The organism is Actinosynnema sp. NPDC049800, from assembly GCF_040656635.1.
Taxonomy (GTDB): Bacteria; Actinomycetota; Actinomycetes; order Mycobacteriales; family Pseudonocardiaceae; genus Actinosynnema.
Map to the genome: position 1 here is coordinate 1 of NZ_JBFAMT010000095.1, position 18,688 is coordinate 18,688.

General features: G+C 71.2%; 15 protein-coding genes. 7 read left to right on the forward strand and 8 right to left on the reverse strand.

Annotated elements, in window-relative coordinates; translation table 11 throughout:
• The first annotated feature begins 398 nt into the window (after positions 1–398).
• The 5 genes from AB0I91_RS43245 to AB0I91_RS43265 all read left to right on the forward strand — a co-directional run bounded on the left by AB0I91_RS43245 (position 399) and on the right by AB0I91_RS43265 (position 5,912).
• Positions 399–1,367, forward strand: a complete 969-nt coding sequence (locus AB0I91_RS43245; RefSeq protein WP_499618045.1) for an MASE1 domain-containing protein — start codon at positions 399–401, stop codon at positions 1,365–1,367.
• Positions 1,367–2,440, forward strand: coding sequence for a lycopene cyclase family protein (locus AB0I91_RS43250; protein ID WP_499642048.1), 1,074 nt, complete (start codon positions 1,367–1,369; stop codon positions 2,438–2,440). The genes AB0I91_RS43245 and AB0I91_RS43250 overlap by 1 nt, the downstream gene beginning before the upstream one ends.
• Before the next feature lie 41 nt (positions 2,441–2,481).
• Entirely contained in the window at positions 2,482–4,185 is a 1,704-nt protein-coding gene (locus AB0I91_RS43255) for an EAL domain-containing protein (protein WP_498779728.1), read from the forward strand.
• An 81-nt stretch (positions 4,186–4,266) separates the two neighbouring features.
• The gene (locus AB0I91_RS43260) at positions 4,267–5,382 is read left to right on the forward strand and encodes a carboxylate-amine ligase (protein ID WP_499642050.1); all 1,116 of its coding nucleotides are present in this window, start codon (positions 4,267–4,269) and stop codon (positions 5,380–5,382) included.
• A gap of 116 nt (positions 5,383–5,498) precedes the next feature.
• On the forward strand, positions 5,499–5,912 hold the full coding sequence (locus AB0I91_RS43265; protein WP_498779733.1) for a CBS domain-containing protein: 414 nt from the start codon (positions 5,499–5,501) through the stop codon (positions 5,910–5,912).
• Between the two features lie 614 nt (positions 5,913–6,526).
• Here the strand turns inward: AB0I91_RS43265 and AB0I91_RS43270 are convergent.
• The 8 genes from AB0I91_RS43270 to AB0I91_RS43305 are packed head-to-tail and all read right to left on the reverse strand — an operon-like array spanning position 6,527 to position 13,152.
• The gene (locus AB0I91_RS43270; protein ID WP_230569118.1) at positions 6,527–6,925 is read right to left on the reverse strand and encodes a metal-sulfur cluster assembly factor; all 399 of its coding nucleotides are present in this window, start codon (positions 6,923–6,925) and stop codon (positions 6,527–6,529) included.
• Positions 6,922–7,365: a Fe-S cluster assembly sulfur transfer protein SufU gene (gene sufU / locus AB0I91_RS43275; RefSeq protein ID WP_498779735.1), complete on the reverse strand. Its 444-nt coding sequence runs from the start codon at positions 7,363–7,365 to the stop codon at positions 6,922–6,924. Before sufU ends, AB0I91_RS43270 begins: the two co-directional genes overlap by 4 nt.
• A gap of 1 nt (position 7,366) precedes the next feature.
• Complete coding sequence (locus AB0I91_RS43280; protein ID WP_499642052.1) at positions 7,367–8,644, reverse strand: cysteine desulfurase; 1,278 nt, start codon at positions 8,642–8,644, stop codon at positions 7,367–7,369.
• A 45-nt stretch (positions 8,645–8,689) separates the two neighbouring features.
• On the reverse strand, positions 8,690–9,463 hold the full coding sequence (sufC, locus tag AB0I91_RS43285; protein ID WP_498779738.1) for a Fe-S cluster assembly ATPase SufC: 774 nt from the start codon (positions 9,461–9,463) through the stop codon (positions 8,690–8,692).
• 51 nt (positions 9,464–9,514) lie between these two features.
• Positions 9,515–9,835 (reverse strand): non-heme iron oxygenase ferredoxin subunit, encoded by a 321-nt coding sequence (locus AB0I91_RS43290; protein WP_230569122.1) that lies wholly within the window; start codon positions 9,833–9,835, stop codon positions 9,515–9,517.
• Entirely contained in the window at positions 9,832–11,007 is a 1,176-nt protein-coding gene (gene sufD, locus AB0I91_RS43295) for a Fe-S cluster assembly protein SufD (RefSeq protein WP_499642055.1), read from the reverse strand. The genes AB0I91_RS43290 and sufD overlap by 4 nt, the downstream gene beginning before the upstream one ends.
• A gap of 1 nt (position 11,008) precedes the next feature.
• The gene (gene sufB, locus AB0I91_RS43300) at positions 11,009–12,454 is read right to left on the reverse strand and encodes a Fe-S cluster assembly protein SufB (protein WP_498779743.1); all 1,446 of its coding nucleotides are present in this window, start codon (positions 12,452–12,454) and stop codon (positions 11,009–11,011) included.
• The gene (locus AB0I91_RS43305) at positions 12,451–13,152 is read right to left on the reverse strand and encodes a helix-turn-helix transcriptional regulator (RefSeq protein ID WP_230569125.1); all 702 of its coding nucleotides are present in this window, start codon (positions 13,150–13,152) and stop codon (positions 12,451–12,453) included. Before AB0I91_RS43305 ends, sufB begins: the two co-directional genes overlap by 4 nt.
• A 110-nt stretch (positions 13,153–13,262) precedes the next feature.
• Between AB0I91_RS43305 and mptB the strand changes: the two genes are divergently transcribed.
• Both mptB and AB0I91_RS43315 read left to right on the forward strand, forming a co-directional pair.
• A complete protein-coding gene (gene mptB / locus AB0I91_RS43310) occupies positions 13,263–14,831 on the forward strand; it encodes a polyprenol phosphomannose-dependent alpha 1,6 mannosyltransferase MptB (protein ID WP_498779883.1) in 1,569 nt (522 codons plus the stop codon).
• Positions 14,832–14,936: 105 nt separating this feature from the next.
• Complete coding sequence (locus AB0I91_RS43315) at positions 14,937–18,584, forward strand: patatin-like protein (protein WP_499642057.1); 3,648 nt, start codon at positions 14,937–14,939, stop codon at positions 18,582–18,584.
• The last annotated feature ends 104 nt before the right edge of the window (positions 18,585–18,688 follow it).

Below are 18,688 nucleotides of genomic sequence, written 5' to 3' on the forward strand. Positions count from 1 at the left end.
TGAGTTCTCAAAGAACACGCGCTCACCATCACGTCCCGCGTCTTACCGCGGTTCATTCCGGGGCTTTGTGTTTCCGGTGTTTCGCTTGCTGTGGTGAAACCTTAGCTCGTTCGTTTTCGCGGTGTCAAATCGGCCGGTTTCGGCTTCTCGGCTCCGCGACAAACTCGCTCAGCATTCACTTTGTTCTACCGTCCGGAGCCGAGGCAGCACGCTGTGCTGCTGATTCAGTCCCGGGGGCTTGTTCTCGCAGCACTCCGTTCCGGTCTCTCTCCGGCCCGTTCCGCGCTGGCAGAGAGAAAGTTACACCCCGGCCCACGCGGAGACAAATCGGGGGGTCGGTTGCGCCATCTCCGCAGCTAGGCGTGGTGCGTCCTCCGGAGACGGTGGATGCTGGGCCCGTGCAGCTCTCGCCTCGGCTCGGCCGGTACGCGTTCCACGTCGTCGTGGTCGCGGCTTGCTACTACGCGGGCGCCGAGGTCGGCCTTCTCCAGGCGTTGGTCAACGACCAGGTGACGCCGTTGTGGCCGCCGACCGGTGTGGCCGTGCTCGCGCTGTTGCTCGGCGGGCTGAGGATGTGGCCGGGCATCGCGCTGGGCGCGTTCGCGGCCAACTCGCCCCTCACCGACCTCGGCGCCACGGCGCTCATCACCACGGGCAACACCGTCGGCCCTGTGGTCGCCTACCTCATGCTCAGGAAGGTGGGCTTCCGGCAGGAGATGGACCGCACGCGTGACGCGCTCGCGCTCGTGCTGTTGGGCGGGCTCGTGGGCATGGCGGTCAGCGCGACGATCGGCGCGGGCACGTTGTTGGTGACCGGTGCGATCGACGCCGCGCTGTTCTGGTCGACGTGGACGGTGTGGTGGACCGGTGACGCGCTGGGCGTGCTGGTGTTCGTGCCGATCGTCCTGGCGTTCCGCTCCCTCCGACTGCGCGACCACCCCGTGCGCCGGTGGCTGGAGGCCGCCGCGTTGCTGGTGAGCACGGCGGTCGTCATGACCGTGGCGTCGACGCACGACCTGCGGCTGATGTACCTGGTGTTCCCGTTCCTGATCTGGGCGGCGCTGCGGTTCCAGCACCTGGGCACGGCGCCGTGCGCGCTGATCGCGACCACCCTGGCGGCACGGGGCGCGGCTCGCAGCACGGGTCCGTTCGCCGATCTGGACCTGGTGGTGCGCATGGTGACGCTCCAGGCGTTCAACGGGACGGCGGTGTTGACGGCGCTGCTGCTGTCGGCGGTGATCGCGGAGCGCAACGCCGCGCGGGAGGCGATCGAGCGGACGGTGGCGCAGCTGTCGGACGTGGTGGCGCAGTACCAGCCGCTCGCGCTGGGCGACCTGCTGCCGCCCAAGCCCCGGGAGAAGCGCTAGTGGACGTGGTGGTCGTCGGTGGCGGGCCGGCGGGACGGGCGTTGGCGCGGGCGTGCGCGGGCAGGGGGCTCGGCACGACGCTGGTCGACCCGAACCCGGAGCGGTCTTGGCGGGCGACCTACGCGTCGTGGGCGGAGGAGTTGCCCACCGACGCGCCGGTGGCGGTCAGCACGTCGAGGGCCCGTGCGGTGACGACGGCGGAGCACGTGATCGAGCGGGGTTACGCCGTGCTGGACAACGAGCGGTTGCGGCGGCTCCCGGACGAGGTCCGGGTGGTCGCCGGGCGCGTGGTCGCCCACACCGGCGGGACGGCGACGTTGGCCGACGGGCGGGTGCTGACCGGACGGGTGGTCGACGCGAGCGGCACGGCGGGTGGTCGGGCGGCTCAGACGGCGGTCGGCGTGGTGGTTCCCGCACGGGCCGCGACGCCGTTCGTGGGCGCCGACGAGGCGCTGATCATGGACTGGCGCAGGCCTCCCGCGGCCACGACCGCCGACCCGACGTTCCTCTACGCGATCCCGGTGTCGGCGGACGAGGTGTTGCTGGAGGAGACGTCGTTGGCCCGCCGGCCGGGGCTGCCGTTGCGCGAGCTTCGGCTGCGGTTGCACGCGCGCTTGGCCCGGCACGGCATCGAGGTGCCGCGGGACGAGGAACGGGTGCGCATCACGTTGGACGGGCGGGCGCGGGACGGCGCGTTCGGCGCGGCGGCGGGGTGGGTGCACCCGGCGACGGGGTACAGCGTGGCGGCGGCGTTGCGGCGCGCGCCGGTGGTGGCGGACGCGATCGCGGCCGGGCGGGAGGTGACGCGTTCGGCGGCGGAACGCGCGGTGCGCCGGTTGCGGTTGAGAGGTCTGGAGGCGTTGCTGGCGCTGCCGCCCGACGAAGTCCCGGAATTCTTCAACAGCTTCTTCAAATTGTCCGACAGTCTTCAACGCGACTACCTCGGCGGGCACGATGACCTGCGCGGGACCGCCCGTGCGATGCTCCGGCTGTTCGACTCCGCGTCGTGGGGTATGCGCGCCCGGTTGGTATTTCCTGTGCAATCGGCCAAAAGTGCGAGAACACCTGGTTAACGGTCTCGGCAAAAGAAGATCGACCGGGCACGATCGGGGCCGTGCCCGCCTTGCTGGATGACGTTCGCTTCGCCTTCCAGCCGTTGTTCAACCTCCACACCGGAGGGGTCGTGGCGGTAGAAGCGCTGGCCCGACCGCACGACGGCAACGTGCAGGACCTGCTGCGGATGGCTTTCCGCGCCGGGTACCTGGCCAACACCGACGTGGCGCTCGCGTGCCGCGCGGTCCGGCACGCGGCCGACCACGGCCTCGGCGTGCCGCTGCACGTCAACCTGCTCGCGTTGACGATCGCGGACAAGCCCGAGCTCATGGCACCGCTCTACGGCGCGCTGCGGGAGGTCGGGCGCACGCCGGCCGACCTGGTGGTCGAGGTCGGCACGCCGTACTCGCGCGCGCCGCGCCGGCTGCTGGTCAAGGGCATCGAGCGGCTGCGCGAGGACGGGTTCCGGATCGGTCTGGACGGCGTGGGCGAGGGCGATTCGCCGTTGTCGCTGCTGACCGAGGTGCAGCCCGACGTGATCAAGCTCGACCGCGAGGTGGTGGTGGCGCTGCCCACCGACCCCTCCCGGTACGCGCTGGCCCAGGCGTTGCAGCACCTGTGCGAGCACATCGGGTCACTGGTCGTCGCGGAGGGCGTGGAGAGCGAGGCGCAGCTGGCCGCGCTGCGCCGGCTCGGGGTGCGGCTCGCGCAGGGCAACCTGCTGGCGAGCCCGCAGCGGCGGCCGAAGGTGGACGCGACGATCGCGGCGGTGTTGAGCGAGGTCAACGACCCGGAGGCGGTCACGAGCACGATGACCGCGCCGCTGCGGCGCAAGGTCGGGCCGAAGGTCACCGACTTCCTGCACCCGGCGACCACGCTGCCCGACTCGGCGACGTCCGAGGAGGTGCGCGACGTGCTCGCGAACCAGCCGACGGTCAGCGGCGTGGTGCTCGTGGACGACGACGGCAGGCCGCGGTGGACGGTGGACCGCAACCGGTTCCTGCTGGCGGTGACGGGTCCGTTCGGGCACGCCCTGCACGCCAAGCGGGAGGCGGCGCGGCTGGCGGACCGGCCGAAGCTGATCGGGGCGGACTCCAGCGCGCTGGAGCTGCTGGACGTGGTGGCGCACGCGAACCGTGAGCGCACCAACGACGACTTGGTGGTCGTGGACGACGACGACCGCTGCCTGGGCGTGGTGCGGGTCGCGGACGTGGTGCGCGGTGTCGCCGAGATGAAGGTGGAGCAGGCGGCGGCGTTGAGCCCGCTGACGCGGCTGCCGGGCAGCGACTCGATCGCGCGCGAGGTGGACCGGCGCATCCTGGGCGGCGAGCTGTTCGCGGTGGGGTGGCTGGACGTGGACGCGTTCAAGCGGGTGAACGACTCGGTGGGGTTCGCGGCGGGTGACGACCTGATCCGGGCCATCGGGCGTGCGCTCACCGACGGCGCGACGTCGTACCCGGGCGTGCAGGTGGGGCACGTCGGCGGGGACGACTTCCTGGTGGTGGCCGGGCTGGACGAGATCGTGCCGTTCTCCGCGGGTGTGCTGGACGTGCCGTACGAGACCGAGGGGCGCGGGGTGACGTTGTCGTTGGCGACGTTGATCTGCGCGGCCGGGTCGGTCGGGTCGTACCGGGAGGTGTCCCGGCTGCTGGCGCCGTTGAAGGAGCACGCGAAGTCGTTGCGGGGCACCAGTTGGGTGCTGGGGCGGCCGGGCAGCGACCACGTCGATGTGCTGCGCGGCGGGCCGCATCTGGCGGTAAGTTAGGAAGTTCACCGCAAAGCCGCATGTGCGGCCCGTTCGGTTACTCATAGCATCAGGCGGACTACCCAGCGTCGGGAGGTCCCCGTGACCGAGGTCACCGCCCTACCGCTTCCGCGAGTCGTCTCGGACCTGCCGCTGTCGGTGGGGGTCGAGGAGGAGTTCCTGCTGGTCGACGCGAGCACCGGGGTGCTGGTGCCGTTGGCCGGCGAGGTGTTGTGCGACGCCCGTCCCGGGCCCGACCTGCAGACCGAGATGACGCTCTACCAGGTGGAGAGCGCCACTCGGGTGTGCCGGAGCATGGCCGAGGTGCGCGAGCAGCTCCTCGCGGCACGTCTGGCGCTCGCCGCGCTGGCACAGGCGCAGGGCGCGCGCATCGTGGCGACCGGGACGCCGGTGCTCGGCGGCTTGCGCCCGCCTCCGTTGACCGATTCCGACCGGTACCGCACCATCGCCGCCGAGTACGGGTCGTTGGTCGACGGGCTGACCATCTGCGGGTGCCACGTGCACATCGGGATACCGGACGAGGACACCGGGGTGCTGATCAGCAACCACCTGCGGCCGTGGCTGCCGGCGCTGTTGGCGATCAGCGCGAACTCGCCGTTCGGGGACGGGCGCGACACCGGGTACGCGAGCTGGCGCTACCTGTCGTGGAGCCCGTGGCCGTCGGCGGGCGCGCCGCCGTGGTTCGAGTCGGCGGAGGACTACCACCGGGGCACGCGGGTGCTGCGGTCGGGCGGGGCGGCGTTGGACCCGGCGATGGTCTACTGGGACGTGCGGCTGTCGCACCGGCACCCGACGGTGGAGCTGCGGGTGTGCGACGTGGCGGCGACCGTGGACGAGGCCGTGGTGCTGGCGGCCCTGGTGCGGGCGATCGCCGTGATGGCGTTGGCTGGTGTGCGGGCTCAGCGCGTGCCGGACCTGGCGTTGCGGACGGCGTTGTGGCGGTCGGCCCGGGACGGGTTGGACGGCGCCGGGATCGAGCCGTTCAGCGGTCGGCTGGTGCCGGCGGCGGACATGGTGCGGGCGCTGGTGGACTGGACGCGGCCTGCTCTGCGTGACACCGGGGACGAGGACCTGGTGGTCGACGGCATCGACCGGCTGCTGTTGGACGGCACGGGTGCCGTGCGGCAGCGGCGGGCGTTCCGGCGGCGCGGTTCGCTCGTCGACGTGGTCGACATGCTGGCCGCTCAGACAGCTTGAACGCCCGGCTCTCCCCACCGACTCGTCCAGACCGCTGCCGCGGTGCCGCCTCCGTCGAAGTGCCGGCCGCGCCCGACCGGCGCATGCTTGGTCGTACGTGAACAAGGAGGTTCGGCATGACCACCGCACGGGAGATCATGAACGCCGGTGTCCAGTGCGTCAAGGAGGACCAGAGCCTGCTCGACGCGGCGCGGATGATGCGTGACCTGGACGTCGGCTCGCTGCCGATCTGCGGCAAGGACGACAAGCTGCACGGCATCATCACCGATCGCGACATCGTGCTGCGCTGCGTGGCCGAGGGCCGCGACCCGGCGTCGATGAGGGCCGGCGACATGTCCGGTCACCTGCACTGGGTCGAGGCGGACGACGACCTTTCGCACGTGCTGCGGACCATGGAGGACAACCAGATCCGCCGGCTCCCGGTGATCGAGGAGCACCGACTGGTCGGCATGGTGTCGGAAGCGGACCTGGCCCGTCACCTGGACGAGTCGCAGATCGCGGAGTTCGTGGAACGCGTCTACGCCCGCTGACCACATCGTCCGCTGACCACATCGTCAGCAAGCACACCGTTCACCGCACGCCCTTCCCCAACAGAAGGGCTTCGTGTCATCCCGCCGACCTGGCTCCGCCCTACCGCGCGTGTCAAGGGGGCACCTTCCACCCCACAGGAACGATGGGCTGGAACCGCCCCCTTGATACGTGTGGTAGCCCGTAGGGAGGTCGGTGGGATGACACGAAACCCGCACCACAACGGACCCGCCGCCGAACCACCCACCGGCCCGTCATCCTGCTGATCTGCCCGTCCGGCGAGGACGCTCTTGATCTTTTGCGGACGCCCGGCAAGACCCAAGCCCGCCGAAATTGTCAGACCACGCCGGTAACCTAAAAACAGGGGTCCCCTTGGCGAGGACCCCTGCGAAGCATTCAAACTGCGCGGCCCCAGACGCTGACCCCGTCAACGCCGACCCCGCCAGACGGCGAACCGCCGGACCGCGACCCCATCGGACCGCGCCCCCGCCGACCAACCCTCAGCCGACCAACCCTCAGCCGACCAACCCGTCAGACCGCGAACACTCGTCAGACCGTCAGACCGTCAGACCGTGACCGTCAGACCGTGACCGTCAGGCCGATCAGGCCGTGACCGTCAGACCGTGAACCCGAGGGCGCGCAACTGCTCACGCCCGTCATCCGTGATCTTCTCCGGCCCCCACGGCGGCATCCACACCCAGTTGATGCGGAAGTCGTTGACGATCCCGCTCGCCCCGCCGCCGCCACCCACCAGCGCCGACCGCGTCTGGTCCTCGATGACGTCCGTCAACGGACACGCGGCCGACGTCAGCGTCATGTCGATGAGCGCGACGTTCTCCTCGTCCACCCGGATGTCGTAGACCAGGCCCAGGTCCACGACGTTGATCCCCAACTCGGGGTCGACGACGTCGCGCATGGCCTCCTCGACGTCGTCCACCGCGGCCACGTCTGCCTTCGGCGCGGGCGGCTCGGGCATGCCCTCGATGCCGCGCACCACGTCTTCTTCGGCGGTCATGCCTTCGCTCCCTCGCTGCGTGCCACCGCGTCCTTGAAAGCCATCCAGCCCAGCAGCGCGCACTTCACGCGAGCCGGGTACTTCGCCACTCCCGCGAACGCGATGCCGTCCTCCAGGACGTCCTCGTCGGGCTCCACCTGGCCGCGGCCCTGCATCAGCTCGACGAACGCGTCCATCTTCTCGAACGCCTCGCTCAACGGCTTGCCGACCACCAGGTCCGTCAGCACCGAGGTGGACGCCTGGCTGATGGAACAGCCCTGCCCGTCGTAGGACACGTCGCGCACGGTGTCGCCGTCCAGCGCCACCCGCAACGTCACCTCGTCGCCGCACGTCGGGTTGATCTGGTGCGACTCGGCGTCGAACGGGTCGCGCAGGCCGCGCCCGTGCGGGTTCTTGTAGTGGTCCAGGATGATCTCCTGGTACATCTGCTGCAGCTGCATCTCAGACCACCCCGAAGAACTTCTGCGCCTCGCGGACGGCGTCGACCAGGGCGGTCACCTCGTCCGGTGTGTTGTACAGGTAGAAGCTGGCCCGCACGGTGGCGGCGGCGTTCATCCGCCGGTGCAGGGGCCACGCGCAGTGGTGGCCGACGCGCACCGCGACGCCCAGGCTGTCGAGCACCTGGCCGGCGTCGTGCGCGTGGATGCCGTCGATGACGAACGACACCGCGCCGCCACGGTCCACCGCGTCCGTCGGACCCACGATCCGCACACCGGGCACCTCGGCCAGGCCGCGCAGCGCCAGCTCGGTGAGCTGGTGCTCGTGCGCGGCGATCCGGTCCATGCCGACGGCGTTGAGGTAGTCCACCGCGGCACCCAACGCCACGGCCTGCGACGTCATGGGCACACCCGCCTCGAACCGCGCGGGCGGCGGCGCGAAGGTCGACCGCGCCATGTGCACCAGCTCGATCATCGACCCGCCGGTGAGGAACGGCGGCAGGGCCTCCAGCAGCTCACGGCGCCCGTACAGGACCCCGATGCCGGACGGGCCGAGCATCTTGTGGCCGCTGAACACCGCGAAGTCCACGCCCAGGGCCTTGAAGTCCACCGCGCCGTGCGGCACCGACTGGCACGCGTCCAGCACGGTCAGCGCGCCCACCGCGCGGGCCGCGTCCGCGAGCACCCGCACCGGGTTGACGGTGCCGAGCACGTTCGACTGGTGGGTGAACGCGACGACCTTCGTCCGCTCGTTGACCAGCGAGTCGAGCTCGGACAGGTCGAGCCTGCCCTCGTCCGTCACGCCGAACCAGCGCAGGGTGGCGCCTGTGCGCGCGGCCAGCTGCTGCCACGGCACGAGGTTCGCGTGGTGCTCCATCTCGGTCACGACGATCTCGTCGCCGGGACCGATGCGGAACCGCTCGGCCTCGGGACCGGCGGTGGCCGCGTTGCCCATCGCGTACGCGACGAGGTTCACGCCCTCGGTCGCGTTCTTGGTGAACACGATCTCGCCCTGGTCGACGCCCACGAAGTCGGCGATCTTCTGCCGCGCGCCCTCGTAGGCGTCCGTGGCCTCTTCGGCCAGTTGGTGCGCCCCGCGGTGCACCGCGGCGTTGGCGGTCTCCAGGAAGGCGCGCTCGGCGTCGAGGACCTGCCTCGGGCGTTGCGAGGTGGCGCCGGAGTCCAGGTAGACCAGCCGCTTGCCCTCCCGCACGGTGCGTCCCAGGATCGGGAAGTCCGCTCGGACGGTAGCGACGTCCAGCGGGGTGACGGTGGTGGTCACTGCTCCGACGCCTCCTCTCGGTACGTGTTCACGAACGGTGCAACGTCAGGCGATGCCCGCTGCTTCCGGCTTCCCGATGTACTTCACGTAACCCTCGGCCTCGAGCTGGTCGGCCAGCTCCGGACCGCCGGACTCGGCGATGCGGCCACCGGCGAACACGTGCACGAAGTCGGGCGAGATGTACTTGAGGATCCGGGTGTAGTGCGTGATCAGCATGACGCCGACCTCACCGGAGCGCTTGTACCGGTTCACGCCCTCGGACACGACGCGCAGCGCGTCGACGTCGAGGCCGGAGTCGGTCTCGTCGAGGATCGCGATCTTCGGCTGGAGCAGCCCGAGCTGCAGGATCTCGTGGCGCTTCTTCTCGCCGCCGGAGAAGCCCTCGTTGACCGAGCGCTCCGCGAAGGTCGGGTCGATCTCCAGCTCGGACATCGCCTCCTTGACCTCCTTGACCCAGTGGCGCAGCTTCGGCGCCTCGCCGCGGACGGCGGTGGCGGCGGTGCGCAGGAAGTTCGACATCGAGACGCCGGGCACCTCGACCGGGTACTGCATGGCGAGGAACAGACCCGCGCGGGCGCGCTCGTCCACGGTCATCTCCAGCACGTCCTCGCCGTCCAGCAGCACGCTGCCGGAGGTGATCTCGTACTTGGGGTGCCCGGCGATGGCGTAGGACAAGGTGGACTTGCCCGAGCCGTTGGGGCCCATGATCGCGTGGGTCTCGCCCGCCTTGATGGTCAGGTCGACGCCCTTGAGGATCTCCTTGGCGCCGTCGTCGGTGTTGACCGAGACGTGCAGGTCCTTGATCTCCAGAGTGGCCATTGGTGGTTCGTTCTCCTGGTGTTGCGAGCGAAAGTCAGTTCGTAGCCAAGGTCAGTTCACCGCCGCGGTGACGTCCACGTAGACGTCGTCCCCGCGGAGTTCGACGGCGAACACGTCGACCGGCTCGGTGGCGGGCGGCGAGGACGGGCGGCCGGTGCGCAGGTCGAAGCACGACCCGTGCAGCCAGCACTCCACGCCCTTGCGCGTCACCTCGCCCTCGCTGAGCGCCACTTCGGCGTGCGAGCACAGGTCGCGCAGCGCGTGCACGGTTCCGCCGTCGCGGACGAGCAGGACCGGGGTGTACTCGTCGCCGACCTCGAACGCGGCGGGTTTGCCGTCGTCGAGGTCGGTCAGCGAGCACACCCTGATCACGCGCCCACCGCTTCGAGCTCCGCCTCGATCGCGGCTTCCAGGCGCTCGCGCACCTCGGGAACGGCGATCTTCAGGAGGATCTCGTGGAAGAACCCGCGCACGACCAGCCGTCGTGCCTGGTCCTCCGGGATGCCGCGGGCCTGCAGGTAGAACAGCTGCTCGTCGTCGAACCGGCCGGTGGCGCTGGCGTGGCCCGCGCCCTCGATCTCGCCGGTCTCGATCTCCAGGTTGGGCACCGAGTCGGCGCGCGCGCCGTCGGTGAGCACCAGGTTCCGGTTGAGCTCGAAGGTCTCGGTGCCCTCGGCCGCCGCGCGGATCAGCACGTCGCCGATCCACACCGTGTGCGCGTCCTCGCCCTGCAACGCGCCCTTGTAGACCACGTTGCTGCGGCAGTTGGACGCCGAGTGGTCGATGAAGGTGCGGTGCTCCAGGTGCTGGCCGGCGTCGGCGAAGTACAGGCCGAGCAGCTCGGCGTCCCCGCCGCGGCCGGTGTAGGTGACCGCGGGCGTGAGGCGGACGACGTTGCCGCCGAGGGTGATGACGGTGTGCTTGAACGAGGCGTCGCGGCCCAGCTTGGCGTGGTGCGACGACACGTGCACCGCGTCGTCGGCCCAGTCCTGGATGGCGACCACGGTGAGGTGCGCGCCGTCGCCGACGACGAACTCGATGTTGTCGGCGTACGCGCCGGAGCCGCGGTGGTCGATGACCACGACGGCCTCGGCGAACTGCTTGGCGTGCACGTGCAGGTGGCCGTAGGCGACCTGGCCCTCGCCCGCGCCGGTCACCGTGATGGTGGTCGGCTCGGACTTCGCGTCACCGGGGAGGGTGACGACGGTGGCCTCGGTGAACGACGACCAGGCCTGGGCGGCGACGCGGTCACCGGGGGTGCCGGCGACGCCGAGCCGCTCGTCGTCGCGCGCCACGGTCTCGACCGTGACGCCCTCGGGCGCGTCGACCTCGACGTTCGCCGTGCCGGTCGCCTCGGCGCCTTGGTGCAGGTTCGCCAGGCGCTTCATGGGGGTGAAGCGCCAGATCTCCTCGCGACCGCCGGGCACCTCGAACGCGTTCACGTCGAACGACGTGAAGTGGTCCGCGCGCGAGGAGATCGGGGCACCCGCACCGTGCGAGTGGGCCGTCAGGCCGTGTTGCTGGTCTTCGGTGGTGACGGCCATGTCAGCCGACGGCCCCTTCCATCTGCAGCTCGATCAGGCGGTTCAGCTCGAGGGCGTACTCCATCGGCAGCTCGCGCGCGATGGGCTCGACGAACCCGCGCACGATCATCGCCATGGCCTCGTCCTCGTTGAGACCGCGGGACATCAGGTAGAACAGCTGGTCCTCGGAGACCTTCGAGACCGTGGCCTCGTGGCCCATCGACACGTCGTCCTCGCGGACGTCGACGTACGGGTAGGTGTCCGAGCGGCTGATGTTGTCCACCAGCAGCGCGTCGCACTTGACCGTGGACTTCGAGTGGTGCGCCCGCTTGTTGACCTGCACGAGGCCGCGGTAGGAGGTGCGGCCGCCGCCGCGCGCCACCGACTTCGACACGATCGTGGACGACGTGTGCGGCGCCATGTGGACCATCTTCGCGCCGGCGTCCTGGTGCTGGCCCTCGCCCGCGAACGCGATCGAGAGGACCTCGCCCTTGGCGTGCTCGCCCATCAGGAACACGGCCGGGTACTTCATGGTGACCTTGGAGCCGATGTTGCCGTCGATCCACTCCATGGTCGCGCCCTCTTCGGCCTTGGCGCGCTTGGTGACCAGGTTGTAGACGTTGTTCGACCAGTTCTGGATGGTCGTGTAGCGGCAGCGACCACCCTTCTTGACGATGATCTCCACGACGGCGGAGTGCAGCGAGTCCGACGAGTAGATCGGCGCGGTGCAGCCCTCGACGTAGTGCACGTACGCGCCCTCGTCGACGATGATCAGCGTGCGCTCGAACTGGCCCATGTTCTCGGTGTTGATCCGGAAGTAGGCCTGCAGCGGGATGTCGACGTGGACGCCCTTGGGCACGTAGATGAACGAGCCGCCCGACCACACCGCGGAGTTCAGCGCGGAGAACTTGTTGTCACCCGAGGGGATGACGGAGCCGAAGTACTCCTTGAACAGCTCCGGGTGCTCCTTGAGGGCGGTGTCGGTGTCGAGGAAGACGACACCCTGCTCCTCGAGGTCCTCGCGGATCTTGTGGTAGACGACCTCGGACTCGTACTGGGCCGCGACGCCGGAGACCAGGCGCTGCTTCTCCGCCTCCGGGATGCCGAGGCGGTCGTAGGTGTTCTTGATCTCGTCGGGCAGGTCGTCCCAGGTCGCCGCCTGCTTCTCGGTCGACCGGACGAAGTACTTGATGTTGTCGAAGTCGATGCCCGACAGGTCGGAGCCCCAGGTCGGCATGGGCTTGCGGTCGAACAACCGCAGCGCCTTGAGCCGGAACTCCAGCATCCACTCGGGCTCGTTCTTCTTCGCCGAGATGTCCCGAACGACGTCCTCGTTCAGGCCCCGGCGAGCGCTCGCGCCTGCCACGTCCGAGTCGGACCAGCCGAACTCGTAGTTGCCGATGCTCGCCAGGGTTTCTTCCTGGGTGAGCGGGGCTGTGGTGGTGCGCTGCTCGGCAGCGGCAGTCATGCGGGCTCCCCTCCATCTGGGATCCGGGGTGTGTTCGGGATGTGCGTCGTGCACACGGCATCGCCGCGGGCGATGGTGGCCAGGCGCTGGACGTGCGTGCCGAGCAGGTCGGCGAACGCCGCCGTCTCGGTCTCGCACAACTGCGGGAACTCCGCCGCGACGTGCGCCACCGGGCACAGGTGCTGGCAGAGCTGCTCGCCCGCCCCCACGTGGCGCGCCGAGGCAGCGTAGCCCTCCCTGGTCAGCGCCACGGCGAGGGCCTTGGCCCGCTCCGCGGCGTCGGGCTGGGCCACGATGGCCGCGCGGTGCCGGTCGACGAATGCGGACACCCGTCGTTCGGCGAAGGTTCGTACCGCCTCCTCCCCGCCCTGTTCGGCGAGGAACCGCAGCGCGGCGGCGGCGAGGTCGTCGTAGGCGTGCCCGAAGCGGGCCCGCCCCTGCTCGGTCAGCAGGAAGAGCTTGGCCGGGCGACCCCGGCCGCGCTGGCCCCGTCGAGGGGCCTCCCTGCTGGCCGCCTCGCCGTCGGCCACCAGCGCGTCGATGTGCCGGCGCACCGCCGTGGGGCTCAGGCCCAGCTGCTCCGCGACCGAGGCCGCGGTCACCGGGCCCTGCTCCAGGAGGAGCCGTGCGACGGCGTGCCGGGTCCGGCCGTCGTGCCCGGAAGGCACAGCGGTCGAGTCGGTCCCGGCGTTTTTCACAACACCAGTGTTGCGTATTTCGCGGGCCGCCGCAAAGATCGACCCTCCTCGGGTGACCCGAGTCACGCGTCCCGGCCGGTCGCTACCCTTCGGACGTGGCGGCGGGCGGAATGGTGATGGCGAACCGGAGCGAGATCGGCGAGGCAGCACCCCTCGACGCGCCCGAACGGCGACAGCTCGACGTGATCCGCCGGTGGGGCACGGTGGGCGCGCTGCTGCTGGCCGTCGGCTCCCTCGGGTCGGGCGCGGCGCCGATCTTCAGCCCGCTGCCGGGCACGCCGCTGCTCGGGCTGTTCCCGCGGATGCCCAGCGCGTCCATGGCCGTCGCGTGGACCGGCATCTTCCTCATCGTGTCGGCGTGGCTGTGGCTGGGCCGGTTCGCCCGGCCGGGCCGTCCCCGGCTGGTGTCGCGCAGCCAGCTCGACCGCACGCTGCTGATGTGGATCACGCCGCTGGTGTTCGTGCTGCCCATGTTCAGCCGTGACGTGTACAGCTACCTGGCGCAGTCGCAGATCGCGGCCAACGGGCAGGACCCGTACGAGCTCGGCCCGGCCACGGCGCTGGGCGTCGAGCACGACCTGACGAAGAACGTGCCGAACATCTGGCGCGAGACGCCCGCGCCGTACGGGCCGCTGTTCCTGGCCGCCGGGCGGGTCATCTCGATGGTGACCGGCGACAGCGTGCTGCCCGGCATCTTCCTGCACCGGCTGCTGGGGCTGCTGGGGCTGGCGATGATCGTGTGGGCGCTGCCCCGGCTGGCCCGGCGCTTCGGCGTGCCGCCGGTGAGCGCCCTGTGGTTGGGCGCGGCGAACCCGCTGGTGCTGTTCCACCTGGTCGTGGGCGTGCACAACGAGGGCCTGGCGATCGGCCTGATGCTGGTGGGGCTGGAGTTGGCGCTGCGGAAGATGCCGCTGGTCCCGGGCGCGCCGATGACGCGTGAAGAGCTGCTGTGGATAGTCCTGGGCGCGACCATGATCACGTTGGGCGCGGCGGTGAAGATCCCGGCCGCGCTGGCGCTCGGCTTCCTGGGCGTGCTGATCGCGCGGCGGTGGGGCGGGCGGTTCTCCGACCTGGTGCGGGCGGCGTTGTTGTTGCTGGTCATCTCGGGTGTGGTGATGGTCGGGACGTGCGTCGGCACCGGGCTCGGGTTCGGGTGGGTGGAGACGCTGAACGTGGCCGGCACGGTGAAGAGCTGGATGTCGCCGCCGACCGCCATGGGGTTCATGGGCGGGGGGCTCGGGCTGCTGCTCGGGCTGGGCAACCACACCGAGTCGGTGATCGTGCTGATGCGGATCGTGACGCAGGCCGTGTCGGTGGTGATCGTGGCGACGCTGCTGTGGAAGGCGTTCCGGGGTCGGATCAAGGCCGTCAACGGGCTGGGGGCCGGGCTGGGCGCGGTGCTCGTGCTCGGGCCCGTGCTGCAGCCGTGGTACGTGCTGTGGGCGGCGTTGCCGCTGGCCACGGCCGTGCTGGCGCGTCGGTTCCGGGTCTTCGCCACCACCGCCAGCGCCGTGATCGCGGTCATCCTGCCGCCGACGGGCTCGGCGTTCGACGGGCGGGCCTACATCGTGCCGCAGGCCGTGGCGGGCGCTCTGATCGCGTTCGCCGTGTGCCTGTTCGTCGCCCGCAAGCAGGTCCTGCCGCTGATCAAGCGCGACCCCCTCCCCGGCTACGCCTGACCCTCGGGTCGAACCCCCAGGTCCCGCGCGGGGTGTAACGGGTGGGGGCGGTCGGCGAGGTAGGGGGTGCGGGAGGATCGGGGGTCCGCGGGGAGGGAGGGCGTGATGGTGGACGTGCCCAGGGAGCAGATCCGGTTCGCCGTCGTGCTGAACGGGGGTGTGAGCCTCGCCGTGTGGATGGGCGGGGTGGTGCTCGAGCTCGACCGGCTGACCAGGGGTGACGGCCCGTACGCCGACCTGCTGGACATGGTCGGCAGCACGGCCCGCGCCGACGTCATCACGGGCACGTCGGCCGGCGGCATCAACGGCGCCGCGTTGGCGTTGTCCCAGGTCAATGCCAACGCCCGGCTGGAACGGCTGCGTGACCTGTGGGCCGAGCAGGGCCGGATGGAACAGCTGCTGCGCACCCCGTTCCGGGGCCAACCGGCGTCACTGCTGCGCGGCGACGAGTTCTTCCTCCCGAGGCTCCGGGAAGCACTCGAACGGCTGACCACGGACTTCACCCCGCAGGAGGACCGGCCGGTCGACCTGCGCATCACGACCACGCTGCTCGCGGGCGTGCCCACGGTCACCCACGACGACCTCGGCCAGACCCTCGTGCAGGCCTCCCACCAGGGCAGCTTCTCGTTCCGCCGCGACCCCGGCGGCCGGGACGACTTCACCGCCGACAAGCTCCCGACGCTGGTCAGCCGCATGGCGCTGGCCGCGCGCTCGTCCGCGTCGTTCCCGTTCGCGTTCGAGCCCTCCTTCATCCCGGTCGCACCCGGCGCGCCCGACGGCGACAAGCCCAACATGGCCGAGGTCGCCTCCTGGGCCAACGACACCGACAACCGGTCCCGCTACGCCGTCGACGGCGGCGTCCTGGTCAACACGCCCACCAAGGAGGCGCTGGAGGCCATCGACCGGATGCCCGCCGAAGGCCCGGTCCGGCGGGTGATGCTGCTGGTCTTCCCGCACGCGCCCGAGGCGGTGGTGGAGCCGGTGGCCCCGGTCGACGGCGCCCTGCCCAGCACCGTCGCCACCGGCGGCAAGCTGCTCGGCGCGCTGACCAGCCAGAGCGGGCGGACCTACGTCGACCGCATCGAGGAGCACAACCGCAACGCCGCCTCCCGCCGCGGCGGGCGCAACGCCCTGCTGGACCGCCTCGCGTCCGGCGGCTCGCTCACCGACAAGGTGTACGCGCTGGCCGAGACCCTGCACGACCACTACGAGGACGTGCGCATCCGGCACGCCGCCCGCGACGTCACGACCCGCCAGTTCGAGGTGCCGGGCACGAACGCCGCCGGCTGGACGTTCGAACGGGTCCGCGCGGCGGCCGAGGCGGCGCAGCGCGAGTACCGCGCCGACCACAGCAAGCTGCCGTACGTGCCGACCCGACCACAGCCCGTCGCGTTGCCCGACCACGGCTGGCCGTGGGGCATCACGATGGCCGAACGGCTCGCGTCCGCCGCCATGGACGTGCTCAAACGCCTGGTGTGGGTGATGCCCGACGCCCAGCGCCTCGCGATGGCCCGCACGAACCTGTTCGACGTGCGGGCGAAGCTGCGCGCCGCGCGGATCGAGCTGGACGAGCACTGGACCACCGACGGGACCGAGGAGCTCGACCAGGCGTACTGGGAGCGGCGGGTCCACCGGTTCGCCGCGAAGATGCTGGACGAGCCGGACGGCGTCGGGCAGCGGGTGCGCGAGCAGGTGGACCGGATCGCGGGCGTCCTCGGCGACGCGCACGACATCCTCGACCAGCTCGACGCCGAGCAGCTGCGGGTCGGCGAGCTGCGGTCGTGGCACCGGCTGCTGACCGAGCCGCGCACCGACGCCGAGGCCGACGCGGACCTGGTGGCGGGCGAGCTGTGGCTGTCACGGGTGCTGGCGCTGGAGGTCGCGACGACGTGCCTGGCCGACGACACCCGCGGCGGCCTCGACCAGGCCGTCGAGCTGGTCCAGATCAGCCTGCAGACGCGCAACGCGTTCGCCGGGTACAGCATCACCGCCGAGGACAAGGCGGGTGGCGCGTCGCTGCACCGGTTCTCCGGGTTCCTCAAGCGGTCCTGGCGGGTCAACGACTGGATCTGGGGCCGGCTCGACGGCGCGACCATGCTGTGCAAGGTGGTGTTCGACCCGAAGCGGCTGCTGCGCGTCGACCGGCTGACCGGCGCGGGCGGCGACCCCGTCGAACGGGCCGCGGCGCAGGTCGACGCGCTGGTGGAGAAGCTGTTCGGCGACGGCGTGCCGGACGAGCTGGGGCCGTGCGTCGAGCGGGCGAAGGCCGAGCTGGGGAAGGTCTACGCGAGCCCGGAGGGCGACCACCCGCCGACGTGCGCGGCGCTGGCGGAGCTGGCCGCGTGGGGGCTGCACGTGCGGATCATCTGCGAGGAGCTGCCCGCGTTGCGCGCGGCGATCCTGGCCGACCGGCACGAGGGCGCGGACCGGCGGTCGCGCGGCGAGCTGTTCCTGGAGGAGCAGGCCGCGCTGCTGGCCCGGCTGCCCGTGCGCACGGACGCGGAGCGGATCGAGGTGGGCGTGCGGGGGCTGGCCGCGTTCGACCGGGCGGGCATCGGGCGTGAGCCGCTGGTGCAGGAGGCGAGCAGCGACCAGGTGATCCGGACGGCGGCGACGGCCGCGGCGGTGGCGATCACCGTGGCCGACAGCGACAACTCCGGTCTGGGCACGGCGAAACCGCTGACCAGGACGTTGCGCGGGGCGGCGCTGCTGCCGTACTGGACGATCACCGGCCTGACCAGGGGCGGGCGGTTGGCGCAGTTCCTGGGGCTGCTCGGGTTCGCGCTGGGCGGGGCGCTGCTGGTGCTGTCGCTGTTCGACCTGCTGCCGCCGTGGGCGCTCGGACCGGCGGCGGCGTTCGGCGGCGGCACGCTGCTGGCCGCGTTCGGCTACGCGGCGCTGCGGTCGGGGACGCTGCTGCACGGCCTGGTGCTGCTGTCGCCGGTGATCCCGCTGGTAACGGTGGCGATCGACCGGACCAGGGACGCGTTGGCGTCCGGCGAGACCGGCGACCAGGCCGTGACCGGCATGGTGGCGGTGGGTGGCGTGCTGCTGGTCGTGGTGGGGTTGCTGATCATCGGCAGCCTGCCCGCGCCGGTGGGCACGCCGCTGGCCGTGCTGGGCAAGATCCGGCTCAAGCCCCGGCTGCTGGTGCGGGTGCTCGTGGCGGCGGCGATCGTGGTCGGCGTGTGGGCCGTGGTGCGGTACCGGCTGTACGACCTGAGCCCGGCGCTGGTGGTGGTCGGCACGGTCGTGGCGATCGTGTTCGGCGGGGTCACGTCGTACGTGCTGGGCAGTTCGCTGCGCCGGTGGCGGCAGGTGGACGGGGTGTGGGACACGGAGGCCGCCGAGCCGCCCGCGTCCGCGACCGCCGGGTGGGCCGCGGTGTACGGGAGCGTGCTGCTGCTCGTCGCCGCGGTGGTGCAGGTGTTCTCGCTGCGGTTCACCGGGTGGGAGGCGGTGCTCGGCACGGCGTTGGCGTTCGGCCTGGTGCTGCTGCTGGTGACGACGTGGTGGGTGCCGTTGCGGGCCAGGAGGACCATCGCCACGTCCCTGGTGGAACAGATGTCCATTGTGGACTTCGACCCGGACGGGGTGGCCGAGGCGCTGCTGAAGCGGCTGGAGGGTCACGGGATGCTGTTCAAGTTCCTCACCGAGCTGGACGCGACCGGCAAGCCCCGCCTCAGCGCCGGCGGCCGCCGCGTGGCCCACCGCGCCGCCTACCGCTCCACCACCGGCTCCGACCGCGACTGACCCGCGTGTCGACGCTCCGGTCCCGAGAGTCGAACACTCCGGACCCCCGAGTTCGACGCTCACGGAAGTGCGGGCGGGGGGGGAGCCGCGAAAGACGGGGTGGC